This window comes from Nocardiopsis terrae, from assembly GCF_014651695.1.
GTDB classification, from domain to species: Bacteria; Actinomycetota; Actinomycetes; order Streptosporangiales; family Streptosporangiaceae; genus Nocardiopsis; species Nocardiopsis terrae.
The window spans coordinates 1-23,125 of the sequence record NZ_BMXJ01000006.1 but is presented as its reverse complement, the minus strand read 5'-3'; the positions used below and the strand labels follow the sequence as shown (position 1 = coordinate 23,125).

13 protein-coding genes and 1 pseudogene are annotated in these 23,125 nt (G+C 69.2%); 2 read left to right on the top strand and 12 right to left on the bottom strand.

Features of this window, described 5'->3' with window-relative positions; genetic code table 11:
- Window positions 1-144: 144 nt before the first annotated feature.
- Window positions 145-934: pseudogene (locus IE195_RS17315) on the bottom strand (IS5 family transposase).
- Between the two features lie 277 nt (window positions 935-1,211).
- Between IE195_RS17315 and IE195_RS17310 the strand changes: the two are divergent.
- Complete coding sequence (locus IE195_RS17310; RefSeq protein WP_191272765.1) at window positions 1,212-1,877, top strand: DUF4352 domain-containing protein; 666 nt, start codon at window positions 1,212-1,214, stop codon at window positions 1,875-1,877.
- A 695-nt stretch (window positions 1,878-2,572) separates the two neighbouring features.
- Here the strand turns inward: IE195_RS17310 and IE195_RS17305 are convergent.
- The 3 genes from IE195_RS17305 to IE195_RS17295 form a co-directional block, all read right to left on the bottom strand.
- A complete protein-coding gene (locus IE195_RS17305) occupies window positions 2,573-3,103 on the bottom strand; it encodes an NUDIX hydrolase (protein ID WP_191272763.1) in 531 nt (176 codons plus the stop codon).
- Window positions 3,104-3,463: 360 nt separating this feature from the next.
- Window positions 3,464-4,669, bottom strand: a complete 1,206-nt coding sequence (locus IE195_RS17300) for a cytochrome P450 (RefSeq protein ID WP_225942348.1) — start codon at window positions 4,667-4,669, stop codon at window positions 3,464-3,466.
- Between the two features lie 48 nt (window positions 4,670-4,717).
- Window positions 4,718-5,740 (bottom strand): ornithine cyclodeaminase family protein, encoded by a 1,023-nt coding sequence (locus IE195_RS17295; RefSeq protein WP_225942347.1) that lies wholly within the window; start codon window positions 5,738-5,740, stop codon window positions 4,718-4,720.
- A gap of 232 nt (window positions 5,741-5,972) precedes the next feature.
- Between IE195_RS17295 and IE195_RS17290 the strand changes: the two genes are divergently transcribed.
- On the top strand, window positions 5,973-7,589 hold the full coding sequence (locus IE195_RS17290) for a (2,3-dihydroxybenzoyl)adenylate synthase (RefSeq protein WP_191272757.1): 1,617 nt from the start codon (window positions 5,973-5,975) through the stop codon (window positions 7,587-7,589).
- Window positions 7,590-7,660: 71 nt separating this feature from the next.
- Here the strand turns inward: IE195_RS17290 and IE195_RS17285 are convergent, their stop codons facing one another.
- The 8 genes from IE195_RS17285 to IE195_RS17250 all read right to left on the bottom strand — a co-directional run bounded on the left by IE195_RS17285 (window position 7,661) and on the right by IE195_RS17250 (window position 23,068).
- Complete coding sequence (locus IE195_RS17285) at window positions 7,661-8,065, bottom strand: hypothetical protein (RefSeq protein ID WP_229826270.1); 405 nt, start codon at window positions 8,063-8,065, stop codon at window positions 7,661-7,663.
- On the bottom strand, window positions 8,032-8,286 hold the full coding sequence (locus IE195_RS17280; RefSeq protein ID WP_191272755.1) for a TetR/AcrR family transcriptional regulator: 255 nt from the start codon (window positions 8,284-8,286) through the stop codon (window positions 8,032-8,034). Before IE195_RS17280 ends, IE195_RS17285 begins: the two co-directional genes overlap by 34 nt.
- Before the next feature lie 208 nt (window positions 8,287-8,494).
- Entirely contained in the window at window positions 8,495-10,021 is a 1,527-nt protein-coding gene (locus IE195_RS17275) for an MFS transporter (protein WP_229826267.1), read from the bottom strand.
- Window positions 10,022-10,126: 105 nt separating this feature from the next.
- Complete coding sequence (locus tag IE195_RS17270) at window positions 10,127-17,173, bottom strand: non-ribosomal peptide synthetase (protein WP_191272753.1); 7,047 nt, start codon at window positions 17,171-17,173, stop codon at window positions 10,127-10,129.
- A complete protein-coding gene (locus IE195_RS17265; RefSeq protein WP_191272751.1) occupies window positions 17,170-17,388 on the bottom strand; it encodes an MbtH family protein in 219 nt (72 codons plus the stop codon). The genes IE195_RS17270 and IE195_RS17265 overlap by 4 nt, the downstream gene beginning before the upstream one ends.
- Window positions 17,385-18,221, bottom strand: a complete 837-nt coding sequence (locus IE195_RS17260; RefSeq protein ID WP_191272749.1) for a thioesterase II family protein — start codon at window positions 18,219-18,221, stop codon at window positions 17,385-17,387. Before IE195_RS17260 ends, IE195_RS17265 begins: the two co-directional genes overlap by 4 nt.
- The gene (locus IE195_RS17255) at window positions 18,214-19,581 is read right to left on the bottom strand and encodes an enoyl-CoA hydratase/isomerase family protein (protein ID WP_229826266.1); all 1,368 of its coding nucleotides are present in this window, start codon (window positions 19,579-19,581) and stop codon (window positions 18,214-18,216) included. Before IE195_RS17255 ends, IE195_RS17260 begins: the two co-directional genes overlap by 8 nt.
- Before the next feature lie 40 nt (window positions 19,582-19,621).
- On the bottom strand, window positions 19,622-23,068 hold the full coding sequence (locus IE195_RS17250; protein WP_191272746.1) for a non-ribosomal peptide synthetase: 3,447 nt from the start codon (window positions 23,066-23,068) through the stop codon (window positions 19,622-19,624).
- Window positions 23,069-23,125 lie beyond the last annotated feature (57 nt).

Here is a 23,125-nt window from a genome sequence, read left to right as displayed (position 1 = left end):
ACCTGAGATCAGCGGCCCCGTGGTGCTCCTGGTGTGCTCCCCTGAACCGGCTACCGCACCGGAACCAGACCACCTGCCCCAGCAGGAGCCACCGCACCTCGTAGCAGGGCGGCGGTGGCCTCGGCCGCTGCTTCAGAGCTCATCTCATTTGGTGAGTCTGCGGTAGCAGATCAGTGTGCAGGCGAGGCCGGCGAAGGCCAGGAAGTGGTCGGCCGGTAGCGGCGGTGCAGGCGGCGGCATCCGGCCAGCCACGCCATGGTGCGCTCGACCTGCCACCGGTGCCGGCCCAACCGCTGCGAGGGCTCCACACCCTTGCGTGCCAGACGGTGGACGATCCCGCGTGCACGGAGCCATCGGCGCAGGTGGTCGTAGTCATAGCCCTTGTCCCCGCGCAGCTTGGCCGATTCGCGCCGCCGGGGTCCGCGGCGGGACCGGATCGGAAGGCTCCCCGCCAACAGAGGTTGCAGGGCCTGGCTGTCGTGGGTGTTGGCCCCGGAGATCGCCAGGGACAGGGGCAGACCGGCCCGGTCGGTGATCAAGTGGATCTTGGCGCCCTTCTTGCCCCGGTCGACAGGATTGGGACCTGTCAGCTCCCCCCTTTGAGGGCACGCATGTTGACCGAGTCGACCGCACACCGCGAACAGTCCACCTCGCCGCGGGCGCCGAGTTCGTCCAGGACCAGACGGTGCAGTCTGGCCCAGACCCGTGCCCGGCTCCACTCGGTGAAGCGGCGGTGCGCGGTGGGCCCGGACGGGCCGAACACCGGCGGGAGCTTGGCCCAAGTGCAACCGCTGGTCGCGACGAAGATGATCGCGGCCAGCACCTCGCGATCACCGTATCCGCGCCGCCCACCGCCCTGGGGGCGGTTGGGCGGTTCGGGCACCACTCGCTGGAACAGTTCCCACAGCTCATCCGGCACAAGGCGTTCAACCATCTACACGCGGTCAGGCTATCGAGAATCCAAATGAGATGAGCTCTCGGTGCACAGCACCCTGGCTTACGATGTACCCGCTGACTTCGATTTCAGCCACACCATGGTCAACGGAGCCGCGCTCAAGTCTCGTGAGCGCGTGGGCCCGCCCCAGTCGATTGTGAGCACGAGTACCGATGCGCCTCCACTCCGTCTGCACTTTCTCTCACCTGTTCAGGACGGAGCGGAGCACCAGGTAAGTGCTCCGCCCCGGTCCCACGTACCCCCCAAGGAGCCCACGATGTACCCCCACCCCCAGTCCACTCCCCCAGGGCTCTCAATAGGGCGCAAGATCTTCCTCGGTGTCGGCGGAACCACCATCGTCGTGCTCCTCGGAGCCATCGCAGTCGTGATCGCCACCCCCTCGGGAGACGATCCCGGCTCCGGTTCCGAGCAGACGGCGTCCTCTACCGTTCAGGACCAGTCGCCCTCGCCGTCTTCGCAGACCAGGGATCCCCAGTCCCAGCCGCAGCCGACTCAGAACGAAGAGGAGCCGGAGGACACCCTCGGGATCGGTGATTCCTTCGAGGTCGATGGATTCTCAGTGACCGTGGACGAGGTGAGGGTCTCCACAGACCCCGTCCAGGACACCCTCTTCGATGAGAGCCACGCCCCCGGGGGGAAGTGGGTGATCGTGAAGTACACCGTCACCAACGTCAGTGACGACCCGGAGGGCTGGTACCAAACGGTCCGGGTCCGAACCGACGAGGGGCGTTCTTATTCCGAGGAGTATGACGTCGGAACTGCTTTGTCCTTCGAGGAAAGCAGCGAAGTTGTTTTGGACATAAACCCAGATGACTCGGCTGTTCAGCACGCCGCGGTCGACATCCCCGAAGGCGCCCAGCCCGACCAGGCAGAGTTCCCCGACCTCATGGGAAATTCCACTGTGGTCAGCCTGGATTACTGAATATTTCATCTGCTGGACACGGTCTCATGTTCCCCCCGGAATGATGGCTCCTCCCCCGGGGCCGACGCCGCCCTGAGATACTTCAATCAAGGACGCCTTGAGACGCTGGAAGATTAATCCCGAGAACCATGCAATGGAACTTTCCACACCTCATTTCATGACTTCAACTTCAATTTTCATTATTGCGACGATGGGGCGGTCTCGGTGAGTTTCACGCCAACCGCCCATGCGCGAAATATGTGAGAACAAGCGCGGCTTTGGTGATGTCACCGAATTTCCTGGGCTGGCGGGGAGGTGCTGCAGCAGTCGCCGCTGCTGGGTGAGCAGGGCGAACCCGCGCTCGCCCAGGCAGCGCACACCGCGCTGGCGTCTGTTGGAGGTGCGGTTGTCGACAGCCAGGGGCGGCCTTCCTCGCACTGGACGACGAGACCCAGACCGCCGCGTACGCGGAACGTTCCCTGCAGATGAACACCGACTACGTACGCGGCCGCACGTTCAACCTTCTGATGCTCGCCACCGCCCACGCCCCCGACGAACCAGAGGAGGCTGTTCGGGTCGGTGGCCAGGCCCTGGATCTGGTGGAGGGGTTGCAGTCCCGTCGAGCCCTGTCCTACCTACGCCGCCTGGACCATCGACTCCGCGCCCACGAAGCTCGCCCGCAGTCGAGGAGTTCACCGTGCGCGCGAGGGAAGCCGTCACACCAGGGTGAGCGCCCGATACACCGCCACCACCGTGGAGGCACCGACGATCTCCCCGTGGTCGATCATCTTCACTGCTTCTTCCAGAGGCCACCAGCGGATCTCCTGAGCCTCGTTGACGTCCGGAGGGGTGTCGGTCAGGTCAGCTCCGCGTGCCAGGTAGATGATCTGGGGCTGGTCCACCGAGCCGATCGCGGGCTGGAAGGTCACCATGTGCTCCATGGAGCGGGGGCGCCACCCGGTCTCCTCCTCGACCTCACGGGCGGCCGCGGCCTCGACGTCCTCCGCGCCGTCCACGTAGCCGCCCGGCAGTTCCCACACCCACCGGTCGATGATGAACCGGTGCCGCCGCATCAGGAGTACTTCGCGCTGGTCGTTGACCGCCAACGTCATCGCGGCCGGGGGCACGGCCACGACGTACTGCGTGAAGGACACCCCGTCCGGGAGGGTGACGTCGACCGTCGACAGACGGATGTGCCGGTTCTCGTCCACCAGCTTCTCGCCGTGGACCGTCCATTGCGTACTCACACGGGCACCCTAGGAGGCCACCAGGAACCAGCGTCGGCGGCACCGCCAGATACGGCTGCCTGGCGGGCTCTCTGCGCCCTTCCCAGGGTTGAGCGCAGGCGTTCGAGCATGGCGCACAGCCAGGGTTCTCGGCCACGGGGTGGGATCTACGTGCTCGGCCACCTGTATGGCTCTGCTCGAGCAGACGGCCCACGGCCGAGACGCTGTCTGCCCCCTGCACAGCGAACGGGAAGAACGTCCACGGCTCCGGTGGTTGACGGGAGGCGATCCCGGTAGGGGACACCGGGTGGAACGCGCGAAGGACTAAGCAGAGAGCCGCGATCAGCACAGGCCTCGGAAGCCCACCCGGTGCCGAGGTCCTCACCCCCGCCTGACGGAGACCGGAAGCGTGCGGGCACCCATGAGGCCCTCCCGGTGGTAGCTGATTCCCTCAGGCCGATCCACGGAGATGTCCGGGAAGCGCTCGTGCAGGACCTCCAGCGCCACTCGGCCTTCCAGCCGGGCCAGCGGAGCACCCAGGCAGTAGTGGATCCCGTGTCCGAAAGCGGCCTGAACGCGCGCGTCGCGCCGGGGATCGAAGCGTTCGGGGTCTGGGAACACCCGCTCATCGTGGTTGGCGGAGACGAGCGAGAGCATCACCATCCGGTCAGCCGGTATGGCCACACCAGCCACCTCCGTGTCCGCGGTGGTCACCCGGCTCGCGACCGCGATGGGCGGGCGCAGCCGCATGACCTCCTCGATGACCGACGGGATCAGATCGGGCGACCGCCGCGCCTTCGCAGCCGAGTCCGGATTCTCTTCCAGGCACAGTAAGGTGTTGCCGAGCAGCATCGCTGTGGACACGTGCCCCGCCATCAGCAGCAGGGCACCGAACTCGACGATCTGGCGGTCGGTGAGCCGCTCCCCCTCGACCTCCGCGCGCACGAGGCGGGCGATGAGGTCGTCTCCCCCGTTGGCCCGCCGGTCGCGGGCGTGCTCCAGCAGGTAGGCGTGCATCTCACGCATCGGTTTCCGAGCCAGTTCCTCGTACTCCTGGCCGCCGTCCCCGAACTGCATCTCCACGGGATCCTCCACGTCGAGCGACATCATGCGATCCGACCAGCCGCGGAAGAGGTCCCTGTCCGAGGCGGGAACTCCGAGAAGCTCGGCGATCACGGTGACGGGTAGGGGGTAGGCGAACGACTCGACGAGATCGAACTGGTCGGTGTCCAACTCGTCGAGCAGTCGGTGCGCGATCTCCCGAACCCGGGGTTCGAGCCCGGCGACCGTCTTCGGGGTGAACGCTTGGCTCACGAGGCGGCGCAGCTTGCGGTGCAGGGGCGGGTCGATAACCGAGAGGATCTCCTCGCTGAGGGCTGTGGAGTCCGGTCGGAGCCGGGACAGGTCGGACGAGAACAGGCCGGGGTCACCCGTGACGTCCAGGACGTCGCCGTGACGGTAGATGTTGAACACCCCGAACTCGTCCTCGTGCACCGGCTCGTGATCGCGCATCCAGCGCAGCCAGTCGAACAGGGCGTGCCCTCCGTCGGCGAGGTCCGGGCGGGAGGGCCGGTTCGGCTGCGTCAAAGTGTCCTCCTGTAACCGGGGCGCGGCTGGGCGCCCGTGCTGCATGGATCACGCGCGAGCCGCGGTCGGGGACAGCGCGTACGGATCGAGGGCGTTCACCAGATCGTGTTCGATCGGGAGCCGTGTTCCCAGGCCGAGCATGGTGGCCGCCTCCAGGAACACCTCCGCCACCAGGTGGTCTTCGAGGGCTACGCCCGTCGAGTCGAAGACGGTGAGGCCCCGTCGCGGTTGGACGGCACGGCCCGGAGAAGCGCACAGGTCGGCGAGGGTGGGGCCGAGCCGGTCGGCCGAGAGGCGCTGGCTCTCCCCCTCACGCAGGGCCTGGTCCGGGTGGTCGGTGGTCACGAACGCCCGGCGCACCAGTGACTCGGGGAGTTCCGTCTTACCAACCACGTCCGCTCCGACCGCGTTGACGTGCAGGTCTGGGCGGCATGCCGTATCAGGGAGGACAGGATCGGCGTGAGCCTTCACCGACGTGGCCGTGCAGACGACGTCGGCCTTCGCCATGATGAGCTCCGGTTCGGCCACACGTACCTCCCGGCCCAGGAAGGCCACACGTGCGGCGAAACTCGCCGCGTGCGCGGGGTCGACGTCCCATACCAGTACTCGTTCGACCGGAAGAACCCGAGTGAGCGCGTGCACCTGTGTGACCGCCTGGCACCCAGCGCCGACGATACCGATCGTGCGGGCGTCGGCGGGAGCCAGCAGGCGGCTCGCGATTGCCGAGGCCGCCCCGGTGCGGATCGACGTCGGGAGCGCCCCGTCCATCAGTGAGGTCAGGCGTCCCGTGGCGTCGTCGAAACGCGCGACGGTTCCGAGAATGGTCGGCAGGCCGTACCGCTCCGAGTTCAGCGGGCTGTAGGAGACGGTCTTGATCGTGACCGTGTCCCCGGCCTCCCGGTGCGGCATCCATTCGAGGACACCCGGTGCCGGCTCGGCCCGCTCGAAACCGCCGCGCGGCGGCGATGACCGCCGTTCTCCACGGCCGATGGCGGCGAAGCCGTCGTCCAACCGCGCGATGACCTGGTCCATAAGACCATCGCGCCCAACGGCCTCCATGATTGTGGCCATGTCCGCCGGACTGATGAGCCAGGTGTGCATCGCTCTCCCATCGGTCGCCGAGTTCGCTCCGGCGCGTGTGCTCGTGGAGCATGCGCCCCTGCCCTGACACGCCGCTGACCCGGCTCTGACGATTCCGGGTCAGTGCGGGGTCAGCACACGGTCAGGCTCCTGGTCCACCGTGTGTGCTGGCCGTCCAGGTCCCTGGAGGCGGCCATCGCGAGCACATCGGGAGAGGACAGACATGCTGGACGACTGTGTTCCCTGGCCCGAAGACGTGGCGGACGGTTACCGGGCCCGGGGGATCTGGCGCGGAGAGACTCTGGGGGACCTCCTGCGCCGCTGGGCCGCCGAGTACCGTGACCGAACAGCGCTTATCGACGCCGCTGGTGACCGCCTGAGCTATTCCGCCTTGGACGGCTGGTCCGACCGGCTCGCGGCCGGGTTCCAGGCGAAGGGGATCGCGCCCGGCGACCGGGTGCTGGTGCAACTGCCGAACCGCCCGGAGTTCGTCGCGGTGTGCTTCGCCCTCTTCCGTCTCGGAGCCGTGCCCGTCTTCGCCCTCCCGTCGTTCCGGTCGAACGAGATCGGGCACCTGGCCCGGTTGTCCGGAGCGCAGACCTACGTGATCCCCGACGAGTTCAACGGATTCGATCACCGTGTCCTGGCCCGAGACGCCCTGAAGGAGTGTCCCGAGCTCGAACGGATCGTCGTCGCGGGCGACCCGGGAGAATTCACGGCCCTCGCCGACGTGGAGGCGGAACCCGCAGACCTTCCGGGCCCGCAGGCCTCGGACATCGCCTTCTTCCTGCTCTCCGGAGGGACGACCGCGCTGCCCAAGCTCATTCCGAGAACGCACGAGGGTTACGCCCACCAGCTCGAAGTGACCTCCGAGGTCTGCGCGACCACGGGTGACTCCGTGTACCTGGCCGTGCTCCCCATCGAGTTCAACTTCCCTTGGGGCTGTCCCGGCGTCCTCGGCACCCTGAGCCGGGGCGGAACCGCCGTGTTCGCCGAGACCGCACACCCCGAGACGTGTTTCGCGCTGGTGGAGCGCCACCGGGTGACGATCACGTCGATCGTTCCCACCATCGTCCACCTGTGGCTCTCGGCGGTCTCGGACACCCGGCACGACCTGTCCAGTCTGAAGCTGGTCCAGGTCAGCAGCGCCAAGCTGCACCCCGAGTTGGCGAGCCGGATCGAACCCGCCTTCGGAGCGCAGCTCCAGCAGGTGTACGGCATGTCGGAGGGCATGCTGACGTTCACCAGACTCGACGATCCGCCCGAGACCGTCCTGGAGACGCAGGGGCGGCCGCTCTCCCCCGCCGACGAGATCCGCGTGGTCGATTCCGCGGGCCGCGAAGTTCCTCAGGGAGAGGTGGGTGAACTCCTCGCCCGCGGACCGTACACGCTGCGCGGCTACTACCGGGCTCGGGAACACAACAGGATCGCGTTCACCGCGGACGGCTTCTACCGCAGTGGCGACCTGGTCCGCCTGACCGAAAGAGGGGACGTCGTCGTGGAGGGGCGCATCAAGGACATCATCTCGCGCGGCGGCAACAAGATCTCAGCCCCCGAGGTCGAGGAGCACCTGACCGCCCATCCTGGCGTGGAGCAGGCAGCGGTCGTTCCGGCTCCCGACGAGATCCTCGGCGAGCGCGTCCACGCCTACGTCGTTCCGGCTTCCGGAAGTCCGGCGCCCCGTCTTCCCGAACTACGACGGCTGCTGCGGTCACGCGGACTTGCCGACCACAAGCTCCCAGACCAGGTCGAGGCGGTCGATTCCCTACCGATGACGGGGCTGAACAAGGTCGACAAAAAAGTACTCATCGCCCGTGTGTCCGACCAGCGGACCGGCTGAACTGGCTGACCGCCCCTCCGACCGACGCGGTCGCAGCCGTGTCCGGCGCAGGGGTCCGGGAGCCGATCGGCTCAGTGCGGCGCGGCACCATCCCGCTGGGCGAGCTTCTCCACACCCGCGATGAGGCAATCGAGGGCGTGGGAGAAGTCGCGTTCCCGCATGGCCGCGACATCGACGTCACGTTCGGCGTCGGGTACCTCTCCCCCCTCGCGCTCAGCCAGATCCCGGGAAACCCGAGCGAAGAGTTCGTCAGGCGTCATTCCCGCGTTTCTGCTCTGCTCGATCCAGCGGACGTCCATCGCGGCCGCTCCGTAGGCGTACTGAAGCACGGTGGCCAGAGCGCCGCGGTGCTGCGAGGACGGTAGGTCGGAGCGGGACAGTACCTGCTGCGCGGTCCGGACGATCATCCGGCTGTGCGGACCGATGTTGAGGTAACGCTGACTCAAGTGCAGCGCCCACGGGTGACGGACCCACACGTCCCTCCACTCGCGGGCGAATGTTCGCAGGTCCGCACGCCAGTCGCCCCCTCCTCGGCACCGGGCACGTGCACGGTGCCGAGGACCTCGTCGAGGGCGAGTTCGAGGAGGTCGTCCTTGTTGTCGACGTACCAGTACAGAGACATCGCGGTGACGCTGAGCCGGCCCGCGAGTTGGCGCATCGAGAACTTGTCGAGCCCCGCCTCGTCCAGCAGGGTCACCGCCGTCGAGACGAGTCGGGCCCTGCTCAGAGACGGCCGAGGGGGCGGAGACGTCACCGATCGGGCGTTGTGGTCGGTTAACCACACGCTCGACGTGGCCGCTCTGTCGGGGCCCATCTCCACCTCCGCACCGTTCTGGTGCCCGTTGCGTGCATCAATCGTCCGTGTGGTCCCGAAGCGCCGAGGCGGCTTCGAGACCACACCCAGGTCACTGGGACGTGACCGCGGTATCCGCCGTCGTCTTACCGCGTGCGTTGTACAGGAACGCGGCCGCCAGGACACCACCGGCGAAGACGGCGATGGCACCGGCGAACTGGCTCACATGTATACCGGACGCGAAGGCGTCGGCGACCTGTCCCACCGCGGTCGGGGAGTCGGCAGCCGCCAGCGCTTCGGGAAGCGACTCGGGGTCCTCAGCACCGATAGACGCGGGAAGAGCCCCGGTGAAGCGAGACATGAGCACCGCACCCAGGATAGCGACCCCCAGCCCGTAGCCGAACTCGGTGAGGGCGCCCTGAATGCTCGCGCCGACCCCGGCCTGCTCCCGTGGGATCGCCGACATGATGGCGTTGGCCATCGCCGGCATCGCCAGCGCGATTCCCATACCGATGAGCACGAGTCCGCCGACCATGCCGCCGTAACCGTCTCGGCCGAAGTAGCCGATGGAGAACAGGCCTACCGAGAGCAAGGTCATGCCGGACAGGACGGTCAGCGGTGTACCGATCTTGGCCATGACCCGGGCACCGAATCCGCTGAGGTTGAGCGCGACCACGGTCAGGGCCAGGGGAGCGATGCGCAGACCGGCTTCGAGCGGGCTGTACTCGAAGACGAACTGCAGATGCTGGGTGAGCAGGTAGAGGGAACCGCCCATACCGAACGCGATGAGGAGGCCGCCCGAGACCGCGCCGATGAACTTGCGGTTGCGGAAGAAGGCCATGTCGATCATCGGGTGCGGGATGTGTCGCTCCCACAGCACGAAGGCCAGCAGGACGAGGCTTCCCAGGGAGGCGGCCCCGATCACGGACACGGAGGTCCACCCGTATTCCGGGCCGGAGATGATCGCGTAGACGATGGAGAACATCGCGATGATCGACAGTACGGCCCCGACGGGGTCGGCCTTGCCCACGTCGGGGTTCCGGGATTCGGGGACCAGCTTGGCGACGGCGAGGAGACCGATGATCGCGACGGGAACGTTGATCAGGAAGATCGATCCCCACCAGAAGACCGAGATCAGCCCGCCGCCGATGAGCGGCCCCGCAGCGAAGCCGAAGGCACCCACGGCGGCCCAGATCCCGATGGCTTTGGGCCGCTCCTCGTCATCGAACACCTGGACGATAACGGCGAGCGTGGTCGTCATCAGCAGGGCCCCGCCCACGCCCATCGCGGCGCGCGCCGCGATCAACTGCCCCGAGGAGATCGAGAACGCGGCGACAAACGACGCTAGGCCGAACAGCGCCAGTCCCAGCATGAGCGCGCGTTTGCGCCCGTAGCGGTCGGCCATGCTGCCCGCCGTCAGCAGGAGCCCGGACTGGACGAGCGCGTAGGCGTTGATCATCCATTGGATCTCCGCGGCACTCACGTCGAGTTCCTCGTTGAGGGTCGGGATCGCGACGTTGAGGACGGTGTTGTCGAGAAGGACCACCAACTGGGCGAGGGCCATCACTCCAAGGATCACCCAACGCCGGGGGTCGCGTGCCGTCACCGTGGCGGTTTGGGGGTTGGAGGCTTGGTTCACGAATTCCCTCCTATGCAGTGTATAAGGATCAACATACACCGTACAAGAAAGGCTTGCCGAAGGAACGGCGAAGGCACAGGACCAGACGTCGGCCGGGCCTCGTGGTCAGTCTCCGACGACCGTGCTCAGGACACGCGCGAGCGCGGCGACGTTCTCATCGACCAGCATGGTGACGTGGTTACCCGGAACGACCCGGATGGCCAGATCGGAGCAGTGCGCTTCCCAACCGAGACCCAGGCGAGCGTGGTATCGGTCCGACTCGTCGTACTCGGTCCCGGCCCCGAAGTCGGTGTCCCTGGCACGGAGCACGGTGACCGGACCGTCGTAGAGCGGGGGCCGATAGCGCTGTACGGCTTCCACCGTCTCCCGCATGAGCGCGACGGGGTCGCCGCCACCCGCTCCCCTGAGCCACTCGGCGATCTGCGCCAGCTCGTCCAGGTACTCCGGGACGTTCTCGGAGCCGGAGTCGCCGTCCGCCGCTTCCGTCTGCTCGTCACCGTCGGCCAGCAGCCTCAAGCGCCGCACGAACGACCCTTCGGCCTCGGCGTCCGTCAGGTCCCCGTCGGGGGCACCAGCGTCGACCATGACGACACGGGGTGCGACCCCGCCGTCCCGTGCGATGCGCCGCGCCATCTCGTAGGCGACGACCCCGCCACCGGAGAAACCCCCGAGTACGACCCGCCGGCCCTCTCGGAGCACGGGGTGGAGCGCCTCCAGGTAGCGGTCGGCGAGTTCCTCGGTCGACAGGTACTCCGGTCTCGGATCGTCCACCCTGGGGTCGCGGATCCCCACAATCGTCTCAGGGCCGTCATAGCACTGGGCGAGTTGTGCGTAGCAGGCGACCTGGCCGCCCGGTGGGTGTACCAGGAAGACCGTGGCCGCATCCGCGCGGCCGGAGCGCAGGGGCACGAGGACCGACCCGACGTCCGGGTCCGGACCGGACGGCCCGGCCAGGAACGCCGCTAGCTGACCCGCCCTCGGGTTGGCCAGCAGGTCATCCAATCGCGGAGTCCGGCCGGTGCGGTCGGACAGTTCACGCAGGAATCTCATCGCGCTGAGAGAGTGGCCGCCCATGGCGAAGAAGTGCGCGTCGGGCGTGACATCGTCGACGTCGAAGAACGTCATCCACAGCCCGCGCACGACCTCCACCGCGGCGTCGGCCCCGGGCCCGTCGGGCCAGTCGGCGGACGCGGCCCCCGATCCCAGGGTCCCTGCGGGCACCCGGTCGACGCACACGTGGGGCAGCCACTCCTCGGGAACGCCGTCGAGCACGTCCCCGACGACCGCGCCCTCGTCCTGAGCGGGCAATCCACACAGAAGCCGTTCCAGCACATCGGCCAGGCGGACGGCTTCCGTGTCGGCCAGGCGCGCCCGGTCGTGGACCAGTGTGAGAACCAGGTTGCCGTCCGCGTCACGGTGGGCCAGGAGCGCTACCGGAAAAGCCGTCTCCGAACCTCGCGCCTCAGGCAGCCCCACGGTGACACCCGCCGCTCGCAGCTCCTGGTCGAGTCCGCGGCTCGTACGGGGATAGTTCTCGACGACCACGATGCTCTCGACGAGCGGTTCCCCGGTCGGCCGCCCGCTCCACTCGTGGATCTGGCCGGTGGACGTCCACTCGTAGGAAGTCATGTCGAACGCGGCCTCCCGGGCACGGGTCAGCAGCTCCCGGACGGGCGTGTCCGGGTCCACGTCCAGCCCCAGGGGAAGCGAGTTCATGAGCAGCCCTGGGATGTGTTCGGCTCCCTCGAGCGGGATGCCGCGACCGGAGACGGTCACCCCGAAGGAGACCCGGACGGAGCCCGGTTCGGATGCGCACCTGCGCAGGAGCAGCGCCCACGCGGTATGCAGCGCTCCGCTCTCCGTCGCCGCGCTGGCGGCCGCCCACGAACGCAACCGTTCGGCGTCGGCAGCATCGACCCGGCGTTCAACGCGGCCGTAACCGGACTCTCCGGTCATATCTCCCGGCAGGCCGGGGGCAGTGGCCAGCGGTCCGGCGGGGATCGCCCGGCGCCAGAAGTCACGGGCCGGGGCGGTATCGCACCGCTCGATCCAGCGGGCGTAGTCGCGCGCGTCGGGAACGGCGGGCCCGTCCAACCGGCCCTGGCGCGCGTAGGCGCGATAGAACTCCTGAATGAGCAGGGAGACGCTCCACCCGTCGAGCACGGCGTGATGGAAAGTCAGGAGCACACGGTGCTGGTCGTCACCCTCATCAACAACAGTGACCCGGATCAGTCCGGGTTCGGCCAGGTCGAAGCCGAGTCGCCTGTCTTCGACCAGCAGGTCCTCCCGCTCGGCCGCCCCCAGTGCTGTGCGCCGCACTCGGACGTCCACGTCGTCGGCGACGACCACGACGGGGTCGCTGGACCAGTCGAAGGCCATCCGGAGCGCGGCGTTCCGGTCGACGACGACCTGCCACGCGCGCGCGAAGCGCTCGAAGTCCAGGGGGCCGTTCCAAGCCCAGTGGAGCTGCTCGACGTAGCGTCCCGAGTGCTGGTGGGCGAGCGCGTCGAGGAGCAGGCCGCGCTGTTGAGGCGTCACGGGAACGATCTCACGCCCGGGGGCCGACGGGGGACGGGCTTTGGCCGGCCCGTCCGAGGGGTCGGCCGCGAGTTCACCGAGGATCTCCCGGGTCCTGTCGACGAGGGCGTGGACAGCGTTCTCGTCGACGCCGTCGGCGAGGCTGGGCACCCACGTCAGTCCCGCCCTGAGGCGGCCCTCATGCACGATCGCGTAAGCCTCCACCGCGTAGACGCGCTCACAGCGCGCGGAGTGCTCCCGTGGGATCGGCCGGTCCGACATCCGGAACACACCGGTCGAGCCGAGCTGGTCCGCCTGCCCGTAGTAGTTGAAGCACACCAAGGCGGGAGCCACGCTCCGAAGCGCGTCCCGGACCGAAGCGTCCGTGGAGAAGTCACGGCACGCGCCGAACCCCACCCCGCCGTCGGGGACGCTGCGCAGCGCAGGTCCGACCTGGGACAGGTAGACCTCGGGCGCGACCGACCGGTCGCCCGTGAGCACGACGGGGTGGATCGAGGTGAACCATCCGACCGTACGGAACAGGTCGTCGTACCCGTGTCGGCCGTGCGTCTCCACGTCGAAGGTGACGGTTCGCGCGCCACGCCACCTGGAGAGCGCGTGGGAGAAGGCCCCCGTCATCACCTCGTGGATGGTCAGTCCCAGCCTCCGGGGGAGTTCACCGGTCAGTCGGGCGGTGGCTTCCGGGGAGAGGCGGAACTCGACCCTGCGCACGTCACTCTCGTCCGGAGCCGGGGTCGTGAGCAGGAGCGTCTCAGCGGCCGACCGTTCAGCCGCGATCGCGCGCCAGTACTCGGCCCCGCCTTCACGTGCCGCGATACCGGGCATTTCCGCGATCCACTCGTCGAACCGCCGGGCCTCCGGAGGGAGCGCGGGGAGCGCGCCTTCCGCCAGCGACCCCAGGGCCGACTCCAGGTCCTCGACCAGGATCCTCCATGAGACCCCGTCGACGCACAGGTGGTGGATGGCGATGAGGAGTTGTTCGCGGCCGTCGTGGGATCGCACCAGCAGAGCCCGGACGTGGGTTCCGGCGAACGGGTCCAGGCTGGCTTCGGCCTCCTCCAGCGCCCGGTCGAGTTCTCGCTCATCGCGGACCTCCCGCTCCCACAGGACTTCACGGGGCGGCTCGGCGGCGAAGGGGCGGCCCGGAACCATGCGGAAGCCGTCCGGCCCGGCGGGCTCGAAGCGCGCCGAGAGCGCGGGATGCGCGGCCACGACGGCCTGGAGTGCCAGACGCAGGTGTCCGGTGTCGACCGGGCCCGCAAGATCGAGTAGGACGGACTGGTTCCATTGGTGACGGTCGGTGCGCACATGCCGGAAGAACCATGATTGGACCGGCGCGAGCTCCGTGCCGGGCTCCCGCCTCGGCGCCTCACCGGGAGACGGGGCGGCCACGGCGCCCTCGGACGGACTCGGCCCGGCGTCGAGAAAGGCCGCGAGGTCGGACCGCACCGGATGGCGGGCGATGTCCCGGGCGCCGATGCCGTATCCGGCACGGCGGAGCCGGGAGACGAGCTGCATGGCCAGAATCGAGTCCCCGCCGACCTCGTAGAACTGGTCCTCGTCGCTGCCCTCCCCCAGGAGTTCGTCCCAGATCTCGCGCAGTACCGGTAGGGCCGGCGCACCAGTGGCCTCCTCGCGGCGGCGACCGTCCGGGAGGGGCTGTCGAGACGGTTCCCGGGGCGCCTCCTCGGCTGTCCGTGTCGCCTCCTCGGGCGGATCCCGTTCGACGGACCGCGCGATCTCCTCCAGCGCCCGACGGTCGGTCTTGCCGTTGGCGAGCAGGGGGATGGAGGGCACCAGCACGAAGCGTGAGGGCACCATGTGCGCGGGGAGCGCCAGTCCGGCGGCCTCACGGAGGGCACGCGTGTCGGCCGGGTGATCGGTGACCACGTGCGCGACGATCCGCGACCCTCCATGGTCGTGCGGAACCGTGTGGACGGCCGCGTCGAGCACGCCGTCAATCCCGACCAGAGCCGCGCGCACCTCGCCGAGTTCAACACGGTTGCCGTTGATCTTGACCTGGTCGTCCAGGCGGCCCAGGTGGGCTAGTGCGCCGTTGGGCAGCAAACGCACCAGGTCACCGGTCGCGTAGCAGCGTTCGGGCCCCCGGCCCAGACCGAGCGTCACGTATCGGTCAGCGGTCCGTTCAGGATCGCCGACGTAGCCGTCGGAGACGGTGCCTCCACTGATCCAGAGTTCACCGGGAGCCCCGGGCGGCAGTGGCCGACGCCGTTCGTCGAGGACGTGGCAGCGGACATTGTCGAACGGTGCTCCGATCGGGACGTCGGCGCGGCGGGTCCAGAAGGACGTGTCGCCCCGGTCCCAAGAGAAGACGGTCGAGTAGGAGGTCTCGGTAGGGCCGTAGGCGTTGTGCAACCGCGCGGGGTGCACCGCCTCGAACGCGGCACGCAGGTCGTTGGGAAGCGTCTCGCCCGTGCTGACCACGGCGCGTAGGGAGGTGTTTCCGGCCAACCCGCCGCTCTCCACCAGCAGCCGCAGCTGCGCGGGAACGAGGTGGGTGAGGGTCACACCGTGCCGTTGGAGGGTCTCGGCGAGCAGGTCGGTATCACGCTCGGCGTCGGGCGGCGCCACCACGAGGCATGCGCCGGAGAGGAGAGCGACGAGCATCTCGTGCGCGCTGACGTCGAAGGTCAACGGTGCCTTGAGGAGGACGGTGTCGTCAGGGCCGACCCCGAAGTGCCGGATCGCCGCGAGGATGTCCGTCACGAGCGCTCGGTGGCTCAGCCGTACGCCCTTGGGCACACCCGTCGACCCGGACGTGTAGAGGACGTGCAGGGCGGCGTCGGGCGAGGGGACCCCGCCGGGGTCCGCCTCGCCCCAACCCAGGTCGTCGAGGTGTAGGGGGCGCGGACCGTCAGGGCACACCGCCGCCGTCGCGTCCGTGACCAGCACGAACCGCATACCGCTGCTCGCCACGATGTGGGCACCGCGGTCCTTCGGATGGTCGGGGTCCAGCGGCACATAGGCCGCACCCCCGCGAACGATCCCCAGCAGCGCGGCGACGGTGTCCTCACTCCGGGGCAGCAGCACCCCGACCCGATCGCCGGGCTCGACACCGGCGGCAGCGAGCCCGGAAGCGATGGCGTCAACGCGGGCGTCCAGTTCTCCGTAGGTCAGTGATCGGTCGCCGAACTCGACCGCCGTGGCGTCGGGCCGCGCCGAGACGCGCTCACGCAGCAGCGCGTCGACGTCGGTGTCCGGTACGGTGCGGTCGGTCTCGCTCAGTCGGTCCAGGACGGCTCGCGCCCCGGGGCCGATCCCGTCGAGGTCTCGGACGGCGCGATCTGGGGTGTCGACGATCTGCTCGACGAGTGTGACGAGATGCTCCGCGATCGCTTCCGCCGTCGGTTCGGTGATCAGGGCCGCGTCATACTTCAGGCGTCCGCGCACGCCGGTGTGGCTCTCGTAGAGCTCCAGGGTCAGGGTTCCGAGCCCGGGGGCATGGATGTCCTGTCTCCAGTGGACGCGCAGACCGCGGACGGTCACTCCCTGGTCAGCCGCCGCGGAGGTGTCGGCCCAGTTCTGCAGCACGAAGGCACAGTTGAAGGGCTCCTCACCCGCCGCACCGGCAGCGCGCGTGAGTTCGCGGACGCGTGGGAACGGCAGGCTCGAGTGGTCCACCACGCGCGCCAGTTCCCTCTGCACACGGGTCACGTACTCACCCGCGGTCCCCTCCGTCTCCGGGGACCGGACCAGGAGCGTGCGGACGAAGTAGCCGACGGTGGCCTCGAACCGGGGATCCCCGCGCATGCCGAAGGGCACGCCGGCGGCCGGGACGTCCTGGCGCGCGTAGGTCGACAGCGCGCGCAGGTACGCGCCCAGCAGGATCGCCGCCGTGCCCACCCGACGGGTCCGGGACAGCTCGCGCATGCGCTCCCGTGTCCCTGGACCGATCTCGACCTCCACGTTCGCCCATCGGGTCGGTGACCCTCCGGGGGTGTCCAGGGGGAGGTCGACTGCGACGTCGGCGTCGGACAGGCGGTCGCGCCAGAACTCCCGCAGGCGGACGTCGTCGCCTGCGGCCTCGGCTTCCGCCTCGCGCGCCGTGACGTAGTCGGCGAAGTCGGCCGGCGGCGGCCCGGGGACCTCCCCGTGCTCGTAGGCGGCGATCACGTCCCTCAGGAGGATCGCGACGGACTCTCCGTCGATGACGACGTGGTGCACGAGGAGCAGGAGCGTGTGGTGGTCGGGGGCGTGCTGGAACAGGAGGGTGCGTGAGACCCCCGTCTCCAGGTCGATCGGCCCACCGGCCTCGGCTAGCAGGGAGACCGCGTCGGTACCGACACCCGACCGCCGCTCCATGCGTGGCGCGTTTCCCGGCCGCAACCGGAGCTCGAGCCGGGGTGAGTGCACCACGTACGCGTTCAACAACGGGTGCCGTTCCATGACGAGCGCCAGGGCCCGTTCCAGGGCGTCCACGTCCAGGTCGCCCCGTAGGTCCAGAGCCAGCGGGACGTCGTAGGACGCCAGGTCAGGGTCGGCACCGTCGTGGGCGAGCAGTCCGACCTGCTCCTCCGTGAGGGGGACGGCACGGACGGAATCCGGCCCCTCCTCCGTGTCGTCCCCGCGGCTCGCGGTGTCGGCCACGCTCACCGAACGCTCCGCTCCATCGCCTCCACGAGACTTCGGGGGCGCATATCCGTCCAGTTCGCGTCGACGTACTCCAACGCCTCATCGCGGTCGACGTCGCGCAGGACCGGGTTCCACCCCTGGGGGACCTCGGCGAACGACGGCCACAGGGAGTGCTGTCCCTCCTCGTTGACCAAGACGTGGAAGCTACCGTCGGCGTCCTCAAAAGGGTTGCTCACAGTGATTCCCTACGGTCGAAGCGGTCTGCGTCGGTGGCATTGTGGCCCCGGTGGCTGTCATGGTCCTGACGTGGCACTGACTCGGGGGCGAGCGTGGACACGAAGTCGGCGATCACGGGACCGGGATCCTCGAATACGTGGAAGTGGGAGCCGGGGAAGACGCGCTCGTGGAGCCCCCCGGTAGTGACGTCCGCCCAGGCCACCGCCTCGCCGGCGCTGAGCTCGGGGTCCCCGGAGGCGCGGTGGACGGTGATCGGGGTCGTCACCGCGTCTCCGGGTCGGTGGCGATAGCGTTCGACGGCTCCGTAGTCGTTGCGGCTGACGGGAACGATGATCTCCCGCATCCCGGGATCGGCGAGAAGCTCCTCCGACACGCCGGCCAGCCTGCGCAGCTCAGCGATGACCTCGGTGTCAGTGCCCGTGTGCACCGTCCCCGGGCGCGTTCGCTGCGGGGCTGGCATCCCCGAGACGATCAGCGCGGCCGGGGCCGTTCCCCTCCTCTCCAGAACAAGCGCCGTCTCGAAGGCGACCAGTGCTCCCATACTGTGTCCGTAGAGAGCGAACGGCCGGTCCAGCAGGAGACCGACCGCCTCGGCGGCGTGCGACGAGATCCGTCGAACATCCTCGACCAGGGGCTCGGTGACGCGGTCCTCGTGCCCGGGGTACTGGACCACGGACAACTCGATGTCATCCGGCAGCAGGCCGGTCCACCGCTTGTACGCGCTCGCCGCTCCTCCTCCGTGGGGGAAGCACAGCAGCCGCACGCGGGCGTTCGGACGTGGCCGCGCGCGACGGAGCCACGCACGCGCCTCGGCGGGGAGACCGTCACTCACGCCCCGTCCCCCTCCTGATCCAGGTCCGTTCGAGATTGGCGATCAGATCGTCGCTGTACATCCGAAACGCTTGGTCCAGCGCGTACCTGGCCAGGTAGCGGCGGAAGAGGTCCGGCGGTTCCTCGCCGGCGCCGAGCGCCCGGCGGTTGGCGGGGACCGCGGGCTCGGCCAGCCTCGTCGCGGCCCGTTCCACCGCGGAGTCCATGCCCCGGGTGGGGACGACCTCGTCGAAGACGAGTGGGGCCTCCGGAGCGCTCGCGTGGATCTGCTCACCGGTGAAGATGATGCGGCGCGCGGCCCTGGCCCCCACCAAGCGGGGCAGCCGCAGGTTGGCCAGCCCCGGGATCAGCCCTTCCTCCATCGCGGGAAGCGCGGCGTAGACCCCCTCCTCCGCGACAACGCCGTCCAGCGCGAGCAGGATCTGCATCCCGCCCCCGATGGCGAAAGCGTCCACGGCCCCGACCCACGGCTTGTCGTCACCGGACCACAGGGCGGCCGGTCCCGCCTGGTTCCGGTGGAGACCACGCATGATCTTGGCGATGTACCCGGCCTCGCGGCGAAGCATGAACCCGGCGAGAGAGATCCCGCCCTCGTACAGGTGAGTGAGGTTGACCCCCGCGCTGAACACCCGCCGCCCCCGGTACCGCGTGTGGTTCATCGGCGCGCCCCGCAGCACGCCCACCCGCACGCTGTCGTCCAGAAGGACCAGGTCCGTACCCGTCTCCAACGCCTCGACCGCCGCGTCGTCCTCCGCGTTGAGGCAGTCGTGGTTGGCCAGTTCCAGGTGACCGACCCCGCCGCGGTTCGTCAGTGTCGCCACGCCCAGGTCGACGTGTCCGCGTCTGCGGAACTCCCCCAGCAGGGACAGCGCCCGGGGTGTCGGGGCGAGCATGGAACGGAGCAGGTGATCGCCGGTCCGAGCACGGGCGAGCACGGCGGCGAAGAACAGCCCCTGGTCGATCTCCCACCCCTCCTTGTCCGCTTGGCAGCGGGCGGCCTCCTCCGCGAGCCGCTTGGGGCCGGGGACCAGGCCTGGAACGGCCTCCGCCGCGGTCTCGGACAGTTCCTCGAACCGCGGCGCCCGTGTCAGCCCGTCGGTGAGTTCGGTGTAGAGCCCTTCAACGTGCGTGTTCAGGAAATCCCGGCGTACGCGCCGTGCCCGGCCGTGTGCGTGTTCCGCCGCGCGGCGCTCGTCCGCCGACCTGTCCGGGCGCGCGGGGAGGGCGTCGACGTACGCGGTCACCGCCTCCAGGTAGTCAGCGGCAGAGAGCCGGTCCGCGGTCAGGTCTCCGGTCAGGGCCGGGGCGTCGATGCCACTCATCGGCGTGCCGGGTCCGTCGGCCGGGATGTCGAGTCGCACGGCTGTGCCTCCGCATGGTCGTCGTCGATTGGTCAGGGGGTCAAGGCCGTTCGGACAGCTGTCGGGAGAGCAGCCCGCCGATTGCCGTGAGGACGTCGGTTCGCCCCATGGACGCGTGGTCACTGTCCACCCAGTGCGTCGTGACCTCGCCCGCGACGTAGGGGCGCCACGCGTCGGGGGTCAGCCCCGTGTCGGCGTGGCCGCGCTCGGCACCCACGAAGAACAGGTCACCGTCGAAGCGTTCGGGACGGTACCCGCGAATCAGCGCGGTGTTGTTGAGGAACACCCGGACCACACGCTCGATCGCCTTCTCGTCCAGGCTGGCCAGGGCGCTGCCGGAGTCACGCAGCGCCGCCATCACCCTGCGCCGGTCGACAGCGGGGCCGATGAGGGTCCGGTCCGACCCCGCCGCGTCGAGCAGTACCGCGAGGGCGTCCTCCTCCCCTACCTCGGGGGCGTCCTCCGTGTAGGCGTCGGGGTAGCCGTCGAGGATCGCGAGAAACTCCACGGGTGTCCCCATGGCCTCCAGCCGACAGGCGAGCGCGTGCGCGACGATGCCACCGAACGACCAGCCGAGCAGACGCACCGGCCCCGAGGGTACGACGGCGCGGATCCGCTCGGCGTACTCACGGGCCATTTCGTGGATGTCCCCGGGCAGCTTCGTCGCTTCCTCCGCCAGGCCTCGCGCTTGGAGGGCGTACACCGGCTGGTCTGGCGGCAGTGCCCCGAGCAGCGCAGCGTAGGGCCATCCGAAGCCCCCCGCTGGATGAACACAGAAGAACGGTGGTGCTTGGCCCCCGGGACGAAGCGGGAGAACGACCTCCAGGGACTGTCCGGAACCGGCGCCCCGGGTGATCCGGTCACCGAGTTCCGCGACCGTCGGTGCCTCGAACAGCGAGCGCGGTGCCATCTCCGTGCCCAGGGTCTCGTTGACCCTCGCCATCAGGCGCACGGCGAGCAGCGAGTGGCCGCCCAGGTCGAAGAAGTTGTCGTCGACGGTCACTCGGTCGGCACCGAGCACGTCTTCGAACAGTCGGCAGAGCGTCTCCTCGCCCGGTCCCCGGGGCGGACGGCCCGTCGTCCGCCGCACCCACTCCGGCTCGGGCAGCGCCGACCGGTCCAGTTTGCCGTTGGGTGTGAGGGGCAGGGTCGGGACGACGGTCAGGCCGGTCGGGATCATGTAGTCGGGCAACACCCCGTGGAGCGCGGAGCGCAGGGCGTCCGTGTCCGGCGTGTCCTCGCCGGGTTCGGGTACGAGATAGGCCGCCAGCACCGTGTCCCCCGCGGGGTGCTTCCTCCCGACCACCGCGGCGCGCGCGATACCGGGGTAGGCGGCGATGGCTGTCTCGACCTCGCCCGGTTCCACGCGGTGACCGCGGATCTTGACCTGGTCGTCGACCCGGCCGAGGAAGTCGAGGATGCCGTCGGACCGCCAGCGGACCGCGTCTCCCGTGCGGTACATTCGCGATCCGCCGAGGCCGAAGGGGTCGGCGACGAAACGTTCGGCCGTGAAGTCGGGGCGGCCGACGTACCCTCGAGCCAGTGCCGTTCCCGCCAGGTACAGCTCTCCCGGTACACCGGGCGGCACCGGCCGCAGTGCGGCGTCGAGCACGTAGGCCCTGGTGTTGTCGAGCGGTCGGCCGATCGGCACGCTGTCTGGTACGGCGGTCGCATCGGTGAACCGGTCCCACGTGCGGCCAAGCGTCGTCTCGGTGGGTCCGTAGAGGACCTTCACGACGACTCCCGGGCAGCTTTCCAGCACGCGCCGTACGGCGGTCGGCGGTACGACGTCGCCTCCCGTCCACACCTCGCGTACGGTCGCGAAGACGTGGGGTGCCTCGTCGGCGATCACACCGAAGAGGCCGGCGGTGAGCAGGAGCGAGGTGACGCGCCCCTGCGGCAGGACCCGCCGTAGCACGGCGGCGTCGACCTCCCCCCGCGGAGCCACCACGATGGTCCCACCGCTCAGGAGCGGGGTCCACAGTTCGAAGGTGGAGATATCGAACGCGTAGGGCGAGTGCATGAGGATCCGGCTTCCAGGGCCGGAGTCCCAGCACCGGTCCAGCGCCAGCTCGATCGCCCCCCGATGGGTCACGCCGATGCCCTTCGGAACCCCTGTCGAACCCGAGGTGTACATCACGTAGGCGAGGGACTCGGGACGCACGTCCACGACCGGAGCGCGGTCGGTACCGTGGCCCGCCGTCGGATCGTCGTCGACGACGACGGTCGGCATGCCGAACTCGACGCCGGAAGCACGCATCGCCGTGTCGGTGACGAGCACGCGCGTCCCCGTGTCCCGGAGCGTGTATCTCATACGTTCGGACGGCAGGCCGATGTGGAGGGGAACGTAGGCACCGCCCGCCTTGAGGATCGCCAGCGTGGTCACGACCAGGTGGACTGAACGCTCTTGGAGCACGGCGACCGGTGTCCCGGCGCCGACCCAGAGGTCCACGAGGCGGTGAGCGAGCCGGTTGGCGCACGCTTCCAACTGGGCGTACGTCAGCTGTGTCCAGCCATCGTCCACGGCGACAGCGTCGGGTGTCCTGCCCGCCTGTTCGGCGAAACGGTGGTGCAGCGTCGAGTCCGCGCGCTCCGGGTCGTGGTCAGTAGCATTCCACCCCTCCAGAACGCGCGCGCGTTCCGCGGGATCGAGCAGCTCGACGGAGCCGACGGGGGTGTCCGGGTCGGCCGCGGCCGCTTCCAGCAGGCGTACCAGGCGCGAGGTCAGGGCTTGGGCCGTGGCTCGGTCGTACAGGTCGGTACTGAACTCCAGTACGGACTCGATCCCGGCCGGTGACCCGTCGTCCGCGTACCGTTCCGCCATGTTGAACGTGAGGTCGAACTTGGCCGCGCCCAGGTCGACGGGCTCAGGAGTCGTGCGGAGCCCGGGGAGGTCGAATTCGGCGTCGGGGGTGTTCTGGAGTGCGAGGAGGACCTGGAACAGCGGATTGCGCGACAACGAACGCTGCGGGTTCACCTCCTCCACCACCCGCTCGAAGGGAACGTCCTGATGATCGAACGCCCCCAGATCCGTCGACCGCACCCGCCCCAACAACTCAGCGAAACTCGGATCCCCGGAAAGATCCGTCCGCAGAACCAACGTGTTCACGAAGAACCCGACCAGATCCTCCAACCGGTCGTCCCCGCGCCCGGCCACCGGGGTCCCGATCGGAACATCCGCACCCGCACCCATACGCGACAACAACGCCGCCAGACCCGCGTGCAGAACCATGAACAGGCTCACGCCGTGGCGCCCGCACATACTCAACAACGCGGAGTGGAGGCCTTCGTCGAGGTTGAACAGGATCGCTTCGGAGTGGTGACGCGGGATCGCCGGGCGCGGACGGTCGGTGGCGATGTCGAGTTCCGCCGGGATCCCGTCCAGCCGTTCCCGCCAGTAGTCCAACTGGCGCCCCATGAAACTCTGCTGATCCTCGGTCTCGGCGAGGAGTTTGTGCTGCCACAACGCGTAATCCGCATACTGCACCGACAACCCAGACCACCCCGGCACACCACCCCCACACCGCGCCCCATACGCCACCCC